This is a genomic window from Sorangium sp. So ce128 (assembly GCF_051525245.1).
Taxonomy (GTDB): domain Bacteria; phylum Myxococcota_A; class Polyangia; order Polyangiales; family Polyangiaceae; genus Sorangium; species Sorangium cellulosum_B.
Genome location: NZ_CP150313.1, coordinates 8,332,647 through 8,348,618, shown reverse-complemented (window position 1 = coordinate 8,348,618; position 15,972 = coordinate 8,332,647). Strand labels below are relative to the sequence as shown.

The following is a 15,972-nucleotide window of genomic DNA, read 5'->3' as shown; positions in this document are numbered from 1 at the left end:
CTCGTCGCCCGGCGCGCGACCGGCCGCCTCGGGTCGACTAGCCTTCCCTCCATGCACGGAACACCCGAAGCCCGCGCCCTGCACGCGCAGTACCCCGCCATCGATCTCCACGCCGACAGCCTCATGTGGGCGCGCTGGGTCGGTTACGATCTGCAGGCGCGGCACGAGCCGCCGCTGCCGCTCGCCGCCCTCGGCGGGCACGTCGACGTCCCGCGGCTCCGCGAGGGCGGCGTCGGCGCGCAGTTCTTCGGGCTGGTCTCGCTGCCCATCGGGCAGCGGCGCGGGCTCGCCGCCGTCGTCGAGGAGCAGATCGATCTGCTGGAGCAGGCCGTCCGCGCGCGGCCCGGCCGCCTCGTGAAGGCGCTCACGGCCGAGGACATCGAGGCGGCGAGGGCCCGCGGCGCCGTCGCGGCGCTGCTCGGCGTCGAGGGGGCGCACGCGCTCGAAGGCGATCTCGACACCCTCGCTCGCTTCGCGCGGCGCGGCGTGCGCTACCTCGGGCTCTGCCACTTCAGCGCCAACGAGGCGTGTTATCCCGCCTACGGCAGCGGCCGCAGGGATGGTGAAGGCCTCACCGCCTTCGGCCGCGACGTCGTGCGCCTCGCCGAGGACCTCGGCGTCATCGTCGATCTCGCGCACATCAACCGGGCAGGCTTCCTCGATGCATGCGCGCTCGCTCGCCGCCCACCCATGGTCAGCCACACGGGTATCGCCGGCGCGTTCGATCACTGGCGCAACATCGATGACGACCAGCTCCGCGCGCTCGCCGATCGCGGCGGGTGCGCCGGGATCATCTTCTGTCCGCTCTATCTCGGCGGAAACGGGCTCGCGCCCGTCGTCAAGCACCTCGTGCACATCATCAACGTTGCCGGCGAGGACACGCCAGCGCTCGGATCCGATTGGGACGGTTTCATCATTCCCACTCGTGAGCTGCGTGATGCGGCCCATCTTCCGCTCTTGACGGATGCGCTGCTGCGAGCTGGCTTGAGCGAGCGTGTGATCGCCAAGGTGCTTCGCGAGAACGTGATGCGCATTTTGAGCGACAACCCGCTTCCAACGCGGCTCCCGGTTGCGTAGCCTCTCTCGACGGGCCGTCGGGGTGGGTGGTCCCTCCGGCGCTGCGCTAGATCCTCCTTAACTCGGAGCGGATGCAGGCCATGACTCTCCATCGCCTCGCTGCACAGGGCTACGCGACTGCAGCGGATGCTTACGAGAAGGGGCGCCCGGACTACCCGCGCGGCGCGATCGAGCTCCTGCGCGACACGCTCCGCATCGACGCGACGAGCACGGTGCTCGATCTCGGCGCCGGCACCGGCAAGCTCACGCGCCTCCTCGTGCCCACGGGCGCGCGGCTGCTCGCGCTCGAGCCGGTCGAGGGGATGCGCCGCAAGCTGGGCCAGATGGTCCCGTCCGCCATCCCGCTCGATGGGGTCGCCGAGGCCATCCCCTTGCCCGAGACGTCGGTCGACGCCGCGGTCGCCGCGCAGTCGTTCCACTGGTTTCACGGTGATCTCGCGCTCGCCGAGATCCACCGCGTGCTCCGGCCGAGAGGGCGCCTCTCCCTGCTCTTCAACCTGCGCGACGAGCGCGTCGACTGGGTCGCCCGCATCTCCCACATCCTCGACCGCCACGGCCGGGATGCTCCGATACACAGGTTCGGCGCCTGGCGCCGGACGTTCTCCGACTCCCGCCTCTTCGCGCCGCTCGGAGAGCACGAGTTCACCCATACGCAGGAGCTCGACCTCGATGGGCTCCTCGAGCGCGTCGCGTCGATCAGCTACATCTCGGCGCTCCCCCTGCAGGAGCGTTATGCGGTCCTGAACGAGATCCGCGAGCTGGCCGCGAACCACCCGGACCTCGCGGGGAAGAGCGTGTACCTCTTCCCCTACCGGACGCTGGTGCCCCTGTACGAGCGGCGGTGAGCGTCCGGCGAGCCCGCCGACGGGGGCGCCGTGCTAGAGCGGCCCCCGCATGGCGGCGCATGAAGTCGTGATCGTCGGAGGCGGGCCGGCGGGCGTGAGCACGGCGCTCTTCCTCGCCCACCATCGCCCGGCCCTCGCCGACAGGATCGTGGTGCTCGAAAAGGAGCGCTACCCGCGGGACAAGTCCTGCGCAGGCGGCCTCGGCGAGCGAGCGGACAGGGCGCTCTCGTCGATCGGGGTGACGATCGACGTGCCCTCGGTCGTGGTGCACGGCATCAGCGCGGCCTTCCAGGCCGGCGAGGTCGCGCTCCGCGAGGGCAGCATCGGCCGCGTCGTCCGGCGCGCCGAGTTCGATCGCGCGCTCGCGCTCGCCGCGCGGGCGCGGGGCGTCCGGATCGTGGAGGGGGCGCGGGTGACCGGCGCCGCGCTGGGCGAGGACGGCGCCCGCGTCGAGAGCGCGGCCGGGGTGTTCGACGGTCGCGTCGTCGTCGGCGCGGACGGCGTCGGCAGCGTCGTCCGCCGCGCGATGGGGCTGCCGTTCGGCAGGCTGCGCGCGCAGGCCGTCGAGGTCGACACCGAGCCCGTCGCGGCGGACCGGGCGCGCGACCTCCTGCACTTCGAGATGCGGGACCGCTCGTTCGCCGGCTATCTGTGGGACTTCCCCACGATCGTCGACGGGCGCGAGCTCGTCTGCCGGGGGGCCTACGTGCTGCACGAGGGCGCGCTCGGCGTGGCGCGCCCCGCGCCCGACGCCGAGCGCGTGCTCCGGAGCAGGCTCGAGGCGCTCGGCCTCGACCCGGACCGCTACCGGCGAAAGCGCTTCGCCGAGCGAGGCCTCGACCGGCGGGCCGTGATCGCGCGGCCCGCCGCCCTGCTCGTCGGCGAGGCCGCGGGCATCGATCCGATGCTGGGAGAGGGGATCGCCCAGGCGATCGCGTACGGGGCCCTCGCGGGCGAGTACCTCGCCGAGAAGCTCGACGCCCGCGATCTCGGGTTCCACGACTGGGGCCGGCGCGTCGAGCGATCGCTGCTGGGCCTCGACCTGCGCTTCCGGCGCCGGGTGATGCGCGCCTTCTACGGCGCGCCGCGGGAGCGCGTCGAGCGTTACCTCCTCGGCGAGCCGTCGTTCCTGCGCTTCGGCGTCCGGCACTTCGCCGGCAGAGCCCAGCCGGCGGGCGACGCGCTCCGCGCGGCGGCGACGGGCGCGCTCGTCGCGGGCCGGATCGGGATCGAGCGCATCGTCGCGTCGCTCCCGCCGCGCGCGCGCAGCGCAGGCAGCGCCGACGGCGCGCACGCATAACGAGGCAGCGAGGCAGCGAGGCAGCGAGGCAGCGAGACGCGCCGTGCGCCGCGCCCGTGAGCCCCGACACCGCCGCGACGGTCACCATGCTAGCATCGCCCGCCATGGTCGCGCCGTTCCAGCCGGCGGTCGGGATGCTCTTCGGCGAGTTCCGGATCGTTCGGCCCCTCAGCGCCGGGGGCATGGGCGCCGTGTACATCGCCGAGCAGGCGAGCACTGGCAAGCTGCGGGCGCTCAAGCTCATGCACCCGCAGCTCTGCGCGGACGCCCGGCTGCGCGAGCGCTTCGAGCAGGAGGCGCGCGTCGGCGCGCTGGTGGAGAGCGATCACGTCGTGCAGGTGATCGGCGCCGGCGTGGACACGGCCAGCGGCGTGCCCTGGCTCGCGATGGAGCTGCTCGAGGGGGAGGATCTCTCGCAGCGGATGAGGCGCAGCGGGCTGCTCTCGCCGCAGGACGTGCACGAGATCTTCCGGCAGGTCTGCCACGCGCTCGGCGCCGCCCACCGGGCGGGCGTGGTCCACCGGGACATGAAGCCGCAGAACGTGTTCCTCGCGAAGACGCAGAGCGCGACGGCGCGCTGGTCGGTCAAGGTCCTCGACTTCGGCATCGCGAAGATCGCCGCGGAGGCGAGCACGATGGCGACCGCGTCGCTCGGCACGCCCCTCTGGATGGCGCCCGAGCAGTCCGACCCGCGCGGGCAGATCTCGCCGGCGACCGACGTGTGGGCGCTCGGGCTGATCGCGTTCGCGCTGCTCACCGGGCGCATGTACTGGCGCGCCGCGAACGACCCGATGGGCACCGCGATGCCGGTGCTGCTCCGCGAGATCCTCTTCGAGCCGATCGACCCGGCGTCGGTGCGCGCGACCGCGCTCGGGCGCGCCGGCTGTATCGTGCACCCGTTCGACGCCTGGTTCGCGCGCTGCGTCGCGAGGGAGCCGTCGCGGCGCTTCCAGACGGCGCAGGAGGCCTTCGACGCGCTCGGCCCGGCGCTGTTCGTCGATCCGCTCGACCCGCGCAGCGTGCGCGCCGCGGGCGGCGCGATCTCGGTGGTGCCGTTCAGCGCCGCGGCGGCGCTCACCCCGGCGGGGCCTGCCTCGCGCCTGTCGATGACCGGACCGACCGAGATGGCCTCGGACGCGCAGCGCGCGCGGTCGTTGCCCGCCGGCGCGGGCGCATCGTCGTCGCCCGTCCGCGCGCGCCCCCCGGTGACGCCCGCGCCCGTCCTGGCGAGCAGCGCGCCGCCGGAGGCCCCTCCCAGGCCCGCGCGGCGGGGGCCGCTGCTCCTCGCGTGCGGCCTGGCCGGTGGCTTCGCGATGGCGGTGATCGCCTTTTACGCCGGCCGCGCGCAGAGCGACGTCCGGCTGGTGCAGCGCCTGCCGGTGCCGGCGCACCCGACGGTGGTCAGCCCAGGCCGCGGCGGCGACGCGCGCTCGCCGGCGCTGGCTGGCGACGCGAACGGCGCGGGCGAGCGGCAGCCGTCGCCTGGCCCTCGCGACGCTCCGGCGCCGGCGCCCGCGCCGAGGTCCCCGCGCCCCACGCGCGAAGGCACCGCGCCGGCGGCGGCGGCGATCGCGGCGGCGCAGCCGAGCGCGCCGAGGCCGTTCGATCGCGGCGCGGCCCACGCGGCGCTGCAAGCGAAGGGCGCCACCGCGCGGATCCACTGCAAGGGCAAGGCGGGGCCGAGGGCGGTGACGGCGCGGGTGTTCTTCAACCCCGCGGGCGCCGTGCAGCGCATCGCGATCGAGCCGCAGGTCGCGATGACCCCGGCCGGGAGCTGCGTGCAGATGCTGCTCGGCTCCGCGCGGGTGCCGGCGTTCGACGGGAGCGAGCTCCAGGACGTCACGACGACCGTCGGGATCGAGTGATCGCCGCGGGCGAGCGCGCGCCCGGCCCCGTCACGGGTCTCCGGAGACGCACTCTCCCTCGCCGCGGAAGTGCCCGATCGTGCGCGAGAGCGCCGCGACGAACGCCCCGAGATCATTGATGTTTCCGGCGCTGCCCGTCCCGTAGGAGCCCTCCTTGATCTCGACGAGGCGCACCGCGGCGAGCTCCTCCAGGGTGACGGCCCCGTCGTCGTCGGCGTCCGCGGCGGCGATGGGCGCGAACCGGCGCGCGGCGGTCGCGGCCTGGAGGTCGTCGTAGAAGAAGTGGTCGCCGTGAATGGTGAGCTCCACGTCGTCGGTGCCGCCGTTCGTGACGAGGACGCCGTCGGTCTCCTTGCCGGCCTTCTCACCCTTGCAGTCGGCGTAGCGCGTCGCGAGCGAGAAGGTCCAGTCGAGGCGCTTCTCGACCTCGCCGCCGTCGTCGCTCTTCCGCGCGATCGCCTCGATGTGCACGGACGCTCCCGCCGCGAGCATGAGCGCCTTGTCCTCCTCCGTCGCGCCCTCGAGCGCGGTGTCCGCGTCCACCGGGCCGATCTCGTAGGAGACGGCCTCCCAGGGCTTCGCCTCGAGGTCGTCGAAGGTCACCACCGGCTTGGCGCCGGCCTTCGTGTGGTCGAACAGGATCGAGCCCTGCATGCGCGCTCCGACGTTCCCCTCGCGATCGGCGACGGTGACGTTCCGGACGACGAACAGGAACTTCTCGTAGTGGATGCTCCAGCCGTCCGCGAGATCGGCGGCCGGGATCTCCTGCTCGATGTACTCCTCTCCCCACGTCGAGAACGCCACGCTCCCGGCCCCAGCCTCGTCCTCGCCGCAGCCGGCGAGCGCCGCCGCGGCGAGCGTCGCCGCCGCCACCCACAGTCCTTTCATCGTCATTCCTTCTCCTCCGGGGAGCCGGGCGCAAACGAGAGCGCGTAGGCCGTCCCCTTCTTGAGTCCCCGCGTGAAGCCGCGCTGGGCCTGGCTCTCGGGCTCGAGGTCGACCGGCGCGCCGTCCTCGCTCGCGGCGACGGCCTCGAAGTCGACCTGATCGAGCCAGACCGCCGGCTTCACGACGAGCGTGACGGCGCCGGGCCCGTCGAGGAAGACCTCCTCGAAGACGCACCCCTCCACCGACGGCTCGCCGGTCGCGTCGTCGAGCACGTCGGCGGCCAGCGCGCGCGCGCGGAACACCCGCGCGAGCTCCCCCTTCTCGGCGCGGCCCTCCACGGCGACGACGTGCCCGTCGAGCGCCGCGGCGAGCGGGCCCGAGGGCGGCGCGCCGAACGTGAAGCGCGCGGATCGCGCGACGCCGCTCACGGCGTCCGCGTCCGCGAGCGCCGTCGTCCCCTGCAGCAGGTCGACCGACGTCGGCTGCGTCATCTGGCCCCTCGCCTCGCCGGCCTGGTAGTGGCCCGGGTGCGCGTGCGCCTCGGGCACGGCCCACCGGGCGAGCCGCTGGAGCAGCGAGGGGGCGCCGCCCGGCGAAGGCCGCCGCGCCGTGAACGGGGCGCCTTCGAAGTAGTGGAGCGACCCGATCGCCAGGTGCGCCTTCGACAGCGTGATGGTCCAGCCGAGCGCGTTCGTGAACGGCGCGGCCGACGCGGCGTCGGGCGCGATCTGCGTCGCCAGGGTCAGGCGCTTGCCGGAGGTCGCGTCGTCGCCTGCGGCGCCGCACCCGGCGGCGAGCGCGCCCGCGGCGAGCGCCGCGGCGAGGCGCCCCGACGCGGCGAGGGCGGCGCGCCGGCGGGATCGGGTCTGTGCGGTGGTGGATGTCATCGAGGACCTCAGCCGATGTAGAGGGAGAGCGAAGCGAGGAAGCTGCGTGGGGCGCCGACCGTCACGTGCCGCGCGGGGAGGAGGTCGGGCGCCGCGCCGCGGGTGAAGCTCGAGGGGTAGACGAACTCGCCGTCGAACCACGCCGCGTCGAGGAGGTTGTAGACGTCGAGCCCGAGCTCGACGCGGTGGTAGCGGACGTGCGCCGTCACGTCGGTGACGAGCGCGTCGTGGCCGACCTCTCCGAACGGCAGCGGGCGGCCGTGGAGCAGCGTCACGCCAGCGCCGGCGCGGGCCTCGAGGCGCCTGCCGAAGAGCGCGCCGAGGCGCGGCGTCACCGCGAGATCGGCGCGGGCGACGACCTGGGGCACGAAGGGGAGGAGATCGCCCGCCGCGTAGCGCCCCCCGGAGGCGGTGAAGGCGGCCCGGGTGTACGTCAGGCCGACGCTCGACACGAGCCACGGCGCCGGGTGCGCCACCGCGTCGAGGGCCACCCCGGTGCGGGCCGTGGCGGGCACGGGCTCGTTGCGGGCGGTCGCCTCGTCGAAGACGAGATCCTCGCTGAGGCGCGTGTGGAACAGCGCCGCCGACGCCCGCACGAGCTCGTCGGCGTAGCGGAGCCCGGCCTCGGCGGAGAGCACCCGCGTGAAGGGGGTCCGCTCGCCGTCGCCGAGGCTGCGCGCCTGGGGCGAGCGGAACCCCTGGCCCACGCTGGCGAGCGCGCGGAGCCCGGGGAACAGCGCCACGTCGACCGTGCCCTTGCCGCCCACGTGGACGCCCTGCGCGCCGCGCGCCTGGGCCCCCTGACCGACATTGTCGACGACCTGGTACGCGAGGCCGTCGGCGCGCAGCCCGCCGCGCAGCGTGATCCGCCGCGCCGGCCGGATCGACGCGTCGAGGTAGCCGGCGATGTCGGTCGCGCGGACCTTCGCGTCGACGAGCGTGGCGGTCGGCCTGTCGTCGACGGCCGCGAGGCGCCGCTGCGACTGCTCGATCCAGTCGGTGCGCGCGACGACGCCCGCCTCGAACGTGTCGCGGTCGGAGAGCAGCGGGAAGGCGAGCCGGTACGACGCGGTGGCGCCCGCCGTGATCGCCTCGTTGAGCTGCTGTGTGGCGTCGCCGTTCGTGGGGTCCGCGAGGTACCCGGTGAAGTTCGAGCGCAGCCGGAGCGCGCGCAGCACGACGAACGGCGTGAGCGAGAGGCCCTCCCCGCGGGCGGCGCCGTCGCCCGAGCCGCGCAGATCGACGACGATCTGCGCGCGCGACGAGTCGCCGCCCTGATCGGGATCGTACGAGGCGAAGCGGTCGACCTTGCCCGACTCGATGTCGCAGAGGCGCAGGACGCCGGCGGAGCCGCAGCGGGAGGCGAACGCCGACGCCATCACCCGCGCGGAGACGCCGGCGACCGGCCGGTAGACGGCTTGCGCGACGAGCGAGGCCCGGCCGGCGGCGCGGGCGGGCCCGAAGCCGTCGGTCCCGTACGCCTCGAAGGCCGCGAACGTGGCGTCGTCCGCGTTCTCGGGGTGGTAAGCGAGGAAGAGCCGGCGCGCGCCGGACGAGCCCGCGGAGGCGGTGGCGGTGATCCCCGGCTCGCCGTAGGCGAGATCGAAGCGCATCGTCCCGGCGACCGCGAAGTCGCCCTGGCGCGGGTCGTACGACCCCGGCTGCGCGCGGAGCTCGCCGATCACCTCCGGCATCACGAAATGGAGGTCGGTATAGCCCTGGCCGTGGACGTTGGAGACCTCGTTGACCGGCGCGCCCGCGACCCAGATCTCGAGGTCCTGCCCGTGGACCGCGTCGAAGCCGCGGAAGAAGATCTGGTGCGCCTTGCACTCGCCGCTGTGCTGGGAGGTGAACACGCCCGGCACGAGCTGCAGCACGTCGCTCGCCGTCCGGTGGGGCGCCGCCCGGATCTCCGCCTGCCCGCGCACCGACTCGGAGGCGCTGCGCGGCGGCGCCGCGCCCTGCACCACGACCGTGATGGGCGCGGCGTCGGACACGGGCGCAGCGGCGCCCGCCGCGCCGGAGGCGGGCGCCGCTGCGCCGGCGCCGCCCGAGGCATCGCCGCCCGCCGACGTCGCCGCCCCGGCCGCGGGCGGAGGCGCGGCGCCGGCGCGTGCAGGCGCCGCGCTGTCGCCTGCGCGCGCCGGCGTGGCGCCGTCGCCAGCGCGCGCAGGCGCGGCGGACGCGATGACAAGAAGCAGCGGGAGTGCCGTGCTCAGGGAGCGAATCACAGGTGGGCTGGCCAGTAGCACGATTTTCTCGGTTCGTGTTATCCTGCGGACGCGCACGCTCGCCCGGCGGGCGCGCCGGCGGTTTGGTCGACGTCGCAGGCGGCGAGCGCGTTCGTGTGTTCGTGTGTTCGTCGGTGGCGTCGCTGTCTGCTGGCCGCCGAAGATTGCTCCGGGGCCGTCCGCGAGCCCTCTTCCGACGCCGTATCGACTCGCGCTCTCGGGCGGATCGAGATAGCGACAACATGTCGCATTCAGGCGAGGGGCGGCGCGGCCTATCGTGGCGCGCATCGTTCCTCGGGAGGACGCTCATGGAATCCGGTCTTCGTGCATCACGGCTCTGGTTCCCGCTGGTCGGGGCGGCCCTCGCGCTCATGGCGTGCGGCGACGATGAGGGGGGGACCCCTGTCGACGGCGCGTCGACCTCGACGAGCGGCGGGGGGGGCGGCGGGGCTGAGACAATCGCTGTCGAGCTGCAGTTCGAAGGCCGCGTCCGCGACGACGTGTTCTCCTGCAGCGAGACGTACGCTGTCGGCAGCGCCTCGACGGACGTGGGGCTGAACGATTTCCGCCTCTACATCCACGACGTGCGCCTGCGCCGCGCGGACGGCGAGGAGGTGCCGCTCTCGCTCGAGCAGGACGAGCTGTGGCAGTACCAGGACGTCGTGCTCCTCGATTTCGAGGACCGATCGGGCACCTGCGCCAACGGGACGGAGGAGACGAACGGCGTGGTGCGCGGGACGGTCCCGGCCGGGGACTACGACGGGCTGTCGTTCAAGCTGGGCGTCCCGTTCGACCTGAATCACGGCGACGCGTCGAGCGCGCCGTCGCCGCTCAACCTGACGGGGCTGTTCTGGAGCTGGAACGACGGGTACAAGTTCCTGCGCCTCGACAGCGTCTCCACGGCGGACGACAAGCCGTTCCTCGTGCACATCGGGAGCACTGGCTGCGTCGCCGGCGCGGGCGGCGAGGTGACCGCGTGTGATCGCCCCAACGTCGCCGAGATCGTCTTCGAGGGCATCGACCCGCTCACGACGAAGGTGCTCGTCGACTATGCGGCGCTCGTCGCGGACAGCGACCTGTCGGGGAGCGCCGACGACATCCCCGGCTGTATGTCGGATCCGTCGGATTCCGAGTGTCTGCCGCTCTTCACCCATCTCGGCATCGACAGCACCGACGGCTCGCCGCGCCCCGATCAGCAGTCGTTCTTCAGGATAGACTAGGCGCCATGGCGATGTTCGCTTCGATGACCGCTCTCCGCCGCTCGGCGATCTCCTCCGCCCTCGCCGCGCTCGCGGCCCTCTGCTGTGCCTGTGGCGACGACGATGGCCCGGGCGGATCGACGGGGGAGGGCGGCGGCGGCCAGGGCGGCGGCGGCGATGGGGGAGGCGGCGCGGGCGCCTATGCGTGGGGGCTGCCGACGGGCTTTCCGGTGCCCAAGGTCCCCGAGGACAACCCGATGTCGCCGGCGAAGGTCGAGCTCGGCAGGCGGCTGTTCTACGACGTGCGCCTGTCCGGCAACGGCACGTACTCGTGCGGCTCGTGCCATCGCCAGGAGCTCGCGTTCACCGACCACCTCGCGAACGCCGAGGGCTCGACCGGCCAGCTGCACTCGCGCAGCTCGATGAGCCTGGCCAACGTCGCTTACCTCACGACGCTGACCTGGGCGAATCCGCTCATCGAAGCGCTCGAGGAGCAAGCGCTCCTGCCCATGTTCGGCGAGACGCCGGTCGAGCTCGGGCTCGCCGGCATGGAGGGCGAGCTCCTGGAGCGGCTACAGGGCGAGCCGCTGTACCAGGACCTCTTTCCCGAGGCCTTCCCCGGCGACGACGAGCCCATCCGCCTCGCGAACATCACGAAGGCGATCGCGGCGTTCGAGCGATCGCTGCTCTCCTACCGCGCGCCCTACGACCGTTACCGTTACGGCGGCGACCCCTCCGGGATGTCCGATGCGGCGCTGCGGGGGATGGATCTCTTCTTCTCCGAGAAGCTGGAGTGCTTCCATTGCCACGGCGGCTTCAACCTGTCGGACTCGGTGGAGCACGACGGCACCACCTTCACGGAGGTGATGTTCCACAACACGGGGCTCTACAACACGGACGGGAACGGCGCTTACCCGGAGGGCAACGGGGGAGTCTACGAGATCTCCCACAAAGAGGCGGACATGGGCCGGTTCCGCGCGCCCACGCTGCGGAACATCGCCGTCACGGCGCCGTACATGCATGACGGCAGCATCGAGACGCTCGAGGGGGTGCTCGACCATTACGCCGCCGGAGGGCGCACGATCGAGGCTGGCCTCCCCAACGCCGGTGTGGGCAGCGAGAACAAGTTCAAGAGCGAGCTCATCAGCGGGTTCGATCTCACAGAAGAGGAGAGAACGGACGTGATCGCCTTCTTGCAAACCCTGACGGACGACGAGTTTCTGAAGGACCCGCGCTTCGCGGATCCCTGGGCGGAGGCGCCGTGAGCCGAAGGCCTTTCCTGAGCCGGGCGCTCCTCGTGCCCGCGCTGGCGGCGCTCGCGTCGGCCGCGATGTACACCGGGGCGTGTGGTCACAGCCACGACCACACGTCGAGCGGGACGGCGTCCGACCCGACCCTGGCCGACGTCATCTTCGAGGGCGGCGCGACCGACGAGGCCCTGGCGGCGCTGCTCGCCGTGGAGCCGAAGGACGATCCCTCGCAGGGCACGGTGTTCGACGCGCCCGAGGACGGCGCGATGCTCCCCGGCGACGTCGCGCCGGAGCTGACCTTCCACGTCGCGGGCGCGGCGCAGCGGATGGCGCCTCGGGCCGCGCCGGAGCTGCGGCTCGCGGCCGTCGCGGCGCCGGGGGCGCGGGAGCTCGCCTCGCCGGGGGCGTCGATCGTCGCGGAGCTCGGGGCGCTCCTTGGGCCAGCGCGCGCCGCCTGGGCTCACGGGACGCCCATCAACGGGCGCGCTTACTTCCTGGTCTTCACGACGGCGGAGCGCGAGCTGCTGCTCCAGGTGTTCACGACCAAGCTGAGCTACACGCCGGACGCGGCGGCCTGGGACAAGCTCCGCGCTGCCGGTGCGCCGATCACGGTCGGCGTGATGAGCGCGCTGTTCGAGAACAACCGCATCGTGCAGGGCGGCGGTCCCTTCCCGGGCGCGTCGGTCACGTTCACCATCCTGCCCTGAAGCCGCCGCGCGGCGCGGCGGTGCCGGCTCAGGACGAGCGCGGGAAGATGAGCGTGTACGAGCCCGGCGCGGGGTTGAAGAGCACCGCCTTGTCCGGGTGCTGCTCCCTATCGAAATGGGGATACCACGGCAGCGCCCGCCAGGACTCCGACTCCTTGATGAACTCGCGGACGATGAGATCGAGCTCCACGTACTTCCCGGCGGTGATCGCGGAGAGCTCCGGTCCGAAGCTCCAGCGCTCGCGCCCAGGGCGCGGGGCGACGTCGTTGTGCAGCGCCCCGCCGTAGGCGATCACCATCTTTCCCGCGGCGTCCTCGCGGCCGAGCAGCGCCTTCGCCTCGGCGGCCGTCTGGCGCGCGATCATCTCGAGCATGGCCGTCACCGCGTCCGGCCCCGCGCGCACGATGGCGTCGACCTCCTGGCAGGAGGGCGTGAGCTGGTGGGGCCGGATGCCGAGCCGCTTCGCCGCGTGGCCGAGCGCGAGGAACTCGTTCTGGTTCTGCGCCGCCTGGCCCTGCGTGACCGTCCGCTGCTCCGTCTCGACCCGCGCGACCTGCTCCTTCTTGCAGCGCGGGTCCACGGCCCAGAGCTCGATGATCAGATCGGAGGCGCGGCCGACGAGCGCCGGCAGGAAGAGCTCCGTGAAGCGTCGGGTCGTCGAGGGGATGCCCTCCGAGCCTTGCTGTGCGTGCGCCTCGCCCACCGCGAGCACGCGCGGGCCGCTCTCCAGGACGCGGGCGAAGGCCTGAGCCGGCGTATCGAAGGCGAGGCAGCCCAGCGCGCCGCAGGGCGCCGGCGCAGGGGAGGCCGCGGCTGCGGGGGCGGCGGCCCGCGGGGCCGGCGGCGGCGGGGCGGCCGGGGGTGAGCTGGAACCCGAGGCGGCGGCGCTCGCGGATGGAGCGCTGGCCGAAGGAGCGCCGCCGGCCGGAGCGCCGCAGGCCGCGAGGAAGGCCGCGGCTACCAGGGAGGTTCGCGGGGTTCGCATGGGAGCATCTTACCGGGCTCCGAGAGCTCCTGTTCAGCGCGGCGCCTCGGAGCAGCCGAGCGGCTCCCCGGCCGAGCCGCGGCCGCTCGGAGGCTCTCCCGAGGGCTACCCGCAGCCAGGGTGCTGACCCATGTTGCGCAGCGCGTGACGTGATGAGCGAGGGACATCGTGTCCAGACGGAAGAGAAAACCCAAGGGAGCGAGCTCGGTGAGGCGTCGCGAGCGCGACGAAGCGATACGAGAGCGCGATGACGAGCGAGCTCGGCTCGCAGAACGCGACACGCGGGGCACGCACGGAGAGGGGAGCTTCATCATGACCATGAGGACGAGCGGGCGGGCGGAGCACGAGGCCGCCGCAGCACACCTGGAGTCCGCGATCACCAACAGCCTGGAGCAGGTGCGCGACATCCTGTTCGGTACCCAGTTCCGCGAGCTCGCGCGCCGGCTCTCGCACACCGACGCTCAGGTCGTCGCCCAGGCGGAGGAGCTGCGGAGCGAAGCGCGCCGGCGTCTGGACGCGCTGGAGGCGCACGTGCGCGGGGAGATCGAGGCGCTCAGCGCGTCGATCGAGGCCCAGCGCGCGGCCGCCGACGGCGCGCTCAGCAGCGCGGCGCGCGAGTCGCGGGAGGCGCTCGAGCTGATCGCGCAGCGGGTCCAGCGGCTGGAGGAGCTCGTCGCGCGCACGCAGCGCGAGCTCCGGCAACAGCTGCTGGATCAGTCCAAATCGTTCCTCGACGAGACCCGGCGCACGCGGAGCGAGCTGAGCGCGATGCTCGAGCGCGAGCTGGCCGCCGTGTGGGGCGACGGCGCCGACGCGAGCGCGCCGGACGCGCCGGCGCGCGAGGCGGCCGCGGCGTCGGAGCGGTACCAGAAGACGGAGCGCCGCTCGGACGAGGCAGCGTGAGGCGGCCGCGCCGCTCCGGCCACCGGAGCGGGCGCGGCGGTCCGGAGAAGAACGATGCGAGAGCCGAGAGCGCACCGCGGGGCGCCTCCGCCGAGAAAGACGCTCGAAGACCTCCGCCCCCTGCTCGTGGGCCCTGAGCAGCACCGGATCCAGCGGATCGAGGAGCGGCTGGACCAGTCCATGGTCGAGATGGTCGCGGGGGCGCTGCCCGAGGCGGTGATCGAGAGCCGCAAGAAGGGTGAGGCGCTCTCGTGGGCGCTGGAGCCGCTCCTCGCCAGCGCGATCCAGGAGCGCGTGCGCCAGGACCCGGGGTCGTTCGCGGACGCGATCTCCCCCGCCATGGGGCCGGCCATCCGCAAGGCCGTGCGCTGCGCTCTCCGGGCGATGATCCAGCGCCTCAACGAGGCGGTCGCCCTCGGCCTGTCCTGGCAGAGCGTGCGCTGGCGCGTCGAGGCGCGCCGCACGGGGCGTCCCTTCGCGGAGGTGGTGCTGCTCCGCTCGATGGTCTACCGGACCGAGCAGCTCTTCCTCGTCCACCGCGGGACGGGGCTCGTCCTCGAGCACCTCAGCGCCGACGAGATCCCCTACAGGGATCCCGATCAGGTCACGGCGATGCTCACCGCCATCGACGCGTTCGCCCACGACGCGTTCCGGACCGACGCGCGGCTGGAGCGCTTCCGCGTCGGCGATCTGACAGGGTGGGTCGAGCACGGCCCGTCGGCGCTCCTCGTGTCCATCGTGCGCGGCGTGGCGCCGCCCGCGTACGGGCTCGTCCTGTCCGAGACGCTGGAGCACGTCCACCTCACATACAGCGGTGAGCTCGCCGGCTTCCGCGGCGATCGGACGCCGTTCTCCGGCGCCCGCGAGCTGCTCTCGCGCTGCCTCCAGCAGCAACGCCAGCCGGTCCCGCGCCGAGCTCGGGCCGTGCTCGCGGTGGCCGCCCTGCTGGCCGCGGCCGTCGCGACCGCGCTCGTCTTCTCGGTGCGCGCCTCGCGGGAGGAGCAGCGCCGCGTCGAGGCCTGGGGCGAGGCGCTGCGGCGCGAGCCCGGCCTGCTGGTCACCGCGGCGGAGCGGCGCGGCGGCCAGGTCGTGTTCACGGGCCTCCGCGATCCGCTCGCCGCGGACCCGAGGGCCGTGCTCGAGCGCGGCGGCCCCGTGCGCCAGGAGGTCATCCTGCGCTTCGAGCCCTTCTATTCGCTCGATCCGCAGATCGTCGAGCGCCGGGTGGCGCGCGCGCTGGAGCCGCCGCCCGGGGTCACCCTGGCGCTGCGCGGCGGCGCCGTCGTGGCCAGCGGGGTCGCGCCCCAGCGCTGGATCGAGCGCGCGCGCTGGTCGGCGGCGGTGCTCCCCGGCGTCTCGGGGTTCGACGGCGAGGGCCTGACGGCGCAGGAGTCGATCGACCGCGCGCGCGCGGCGGCGCGAGCCCTCGAGGCGATGGAGCTCCTCTTCCGCCGCGGCGCCGCGCGGCTCTCCGGCGAGCAGGCTGCGCGCCTCGACGAGGTCGCGGCCGCTGCCGGGCGGCTGATCGCCCGCGCGCGCGAGGCCGGCATGACCGCCGAGATCCGCGAGATCGGCTACGCGGATCCCGTCGGACCGGAGGCGTCGAACCGAGCGCTCAGCCAGGCCCGCGCGGAGCACGTCGCGGCTGAGCTCGTCGCGCGGGGGATCCCGGCCGATCGCCTGCGAGCGAGCGGCGGGGGAACGCGGCGCGAGGTCGTGCCCCCGTCCTGCGCCGGGGGCGCGGCGCGGGCCGAGTGCATCGCCAGCGCGGACGAGCGCCGCGCGCGCAGCGTGATCTTCCTTGTGGACCTGCACGCAGAGAGCAAGGACTGAGT

General features: G+C 73.8%; 13 protein-coding genes. 9 read left to right on the top strand and 4 right to left on the bottom strand.

Features of this window, described 5'->3' with window-relative positions:
• Positions 1-51: 51 nt before the first annotated feature.
• From WME82_RS31695 to WME82_RS31680, 4 genes are all read left to right on the top strand, one after another.
• Positions 52-1,077, top strand: coding sequence for a dipeptidase (locus tag WME82_RS31695; protein WP_437740224.1), 1,026 nt, complete (start codon positions 52-54; stop codon positions 1,075-1,077).
• 80 nt (positions 1,078-1,157) lie between these two features.
• A complete protein-coding gene (locus WME82_RS31690; protein WP_437740223.1) occupies positions 1,158-1,922 on the top strand; it encodes a class I SAM-dependent methyltransferase in 765 nt (254 codons plus the stop codon).
• 49 nt (positions 1,923-1,971) lie between these two features.
• Positions 1,972-3,222, top strand: a complete 1,251-nt coding sequence (locus WME82_RS31685) for an NAD(P)/FAD-dependent oxidoreductase (RefSeq protein ID WP_438038355.1) — start codon at positions 1,972-1,974, stop codon at positions 3,220-3,222.
• A 104-nt stretch (positions 3,223-3,326) separates the two neighbouring features.
• On the top strand, positions 3,327-5,087 hold the full coding sequence (locus tag WME82_RS31680) for a serine/threonine-protein kinase (protein WP_438038354.1): 1,761 nt from the start codon (positions 3,327-3,329) through the stop codon (positions 5,085-5,087).
• Positions 5,088-5,117: 30 nt separating this feature from the next.
• Here WME82_RS31680 and WME82_RS31675 read toward each other — a convergent pair whose 3' ends face one another.
• The 3 genes from WME82_RS31675 to WME82_RS31665 are packed head-to-tail and all read right to left on the bottom strand — an operon-like array spanning position 5,118 to position 9,093.
• On the bottom strand, positions 5,118-5,981 hold the full coding sequence (locus WME82_RS31675) for a hypothetical protein (protein WP_438038353.1): 864 nt from the start codon (positions 5,979-5,981) through the stop codon (positions 5,118-5,120).
• The gene (locus WME82_RS31670) at positions 5,978-6,862 is read right to left on the bottom strand and encodes a hypothetical protein (RefSeq protein ID WP_438038352.1); all 885 of its coding nucleotides are present in this window, start codon (positions 6,860-6,862) and stop codon (positions 5,978-5,980) included. Before WME82_RS31670 ends, WME82_RS31675 begins: the two co-directional genes overlap by 4 nt.
• Before the next feature lie 8 nt (positions 6,863-6,870).
• Complete coding sequence (locus WME82_RS31665; protein ID WP_438038351.1) at positions 6,871-9,093, bottom strand: TonB-dependent receptor; 2,223 nt, start codon at positions 9,091-9,093, stop codon at positions 6,871-6,873.
• A gap of 308 nt (positions 9,094-9,401) precedes the next feature.
• Here WME82_RS31665 and WME82_RS31660 point away from each other — a divergent pair, with 308 nt between their 5' ends.
• The 3 genes from WME82_RS31660 to WME82_RS31650 are packed head-to-tail and all read left to right on the top strand — an operon-like array spanning position 9,402 to position 12,249.
• Positions 9,402-10,313: an MbnP family copper-binding protein gene (locus WME82_RS31660; protein WP_438038350.1), complete on the top strand. Its 912-nt coding sequence runs from the start codon at positions 9,402-9,404 to the stop codon at positions 10,311-10,313.
• A gap of 5 nt (positions 10,314-10,318) precedes the next feature.
• Entirely contained in the window at positions 10,319-11,557 is a 1,239-nt protein-coding gene (locus tag WME82_RS31655; RefSeq protein ID WP_438038349.1) for an MbnH family di-heme enzyme, read from the top strand.
• Positions 11,554-12,249 carry a hypothetical protein gene (locus WME82_RS31650; protein WP_438038348.1) on the top strand — a complete coding sequence of 232 codons (696 nt, stop codon included), beginning with the start codon at positions 11,554-11,556 and terminating at the stop codon, positions 12,247-12,249. Before WME82_RS31655 ends, WME82_RS31650 begins: the two co-directional genes overlap by 4 nt.
• A 28-nt stretch (positions 12,250-12,277) precedes the next feature.
• Here the strand turns inward: WME82_RS31650 and WME82_RS31645 are convergent, their stop codons facing one another.
• The gene (locus WME82_RS31645) at positions 12,278-13,234 is read right to left on the bottom strand and encodes a hypothetical protein (protein ID WP_438038347.1); all 957 of its coding nucleotides are present in this window, start codon (positions 13,232-13,234) and stop codon (positions 12,278-12,280) included.
• Between the two features lie 312 nt (positions 13,235-13,546).
• On the opposite strand from WME82_RS31645, the gene WME82_RS31640 reads away from it, so the two are divergent.
• On the top strand, positions 13,547-14,137 hold the full coding sequence (locus WME82_RS31640) for a hypothetical protein (RefSeq protein WP_438038346.1): 591 nt from the start codon (positions 13,547-13,549) through the stop codon (positions 14,135-14,137).
• Positions 14,138-14,191: 54 nt separating this feature from the next.
• A complete protein-coding gene (locus WME82_RS31635; RefSeq protein ID WP_438038345.1) occupies positions 14,192-15,970 on the top strand; it encodes an OmpA family protein in 1,779 nt (592 codons plus the stop codon).
• Positions 15,971-15,972: the final 2 nt, after the last annotated feature.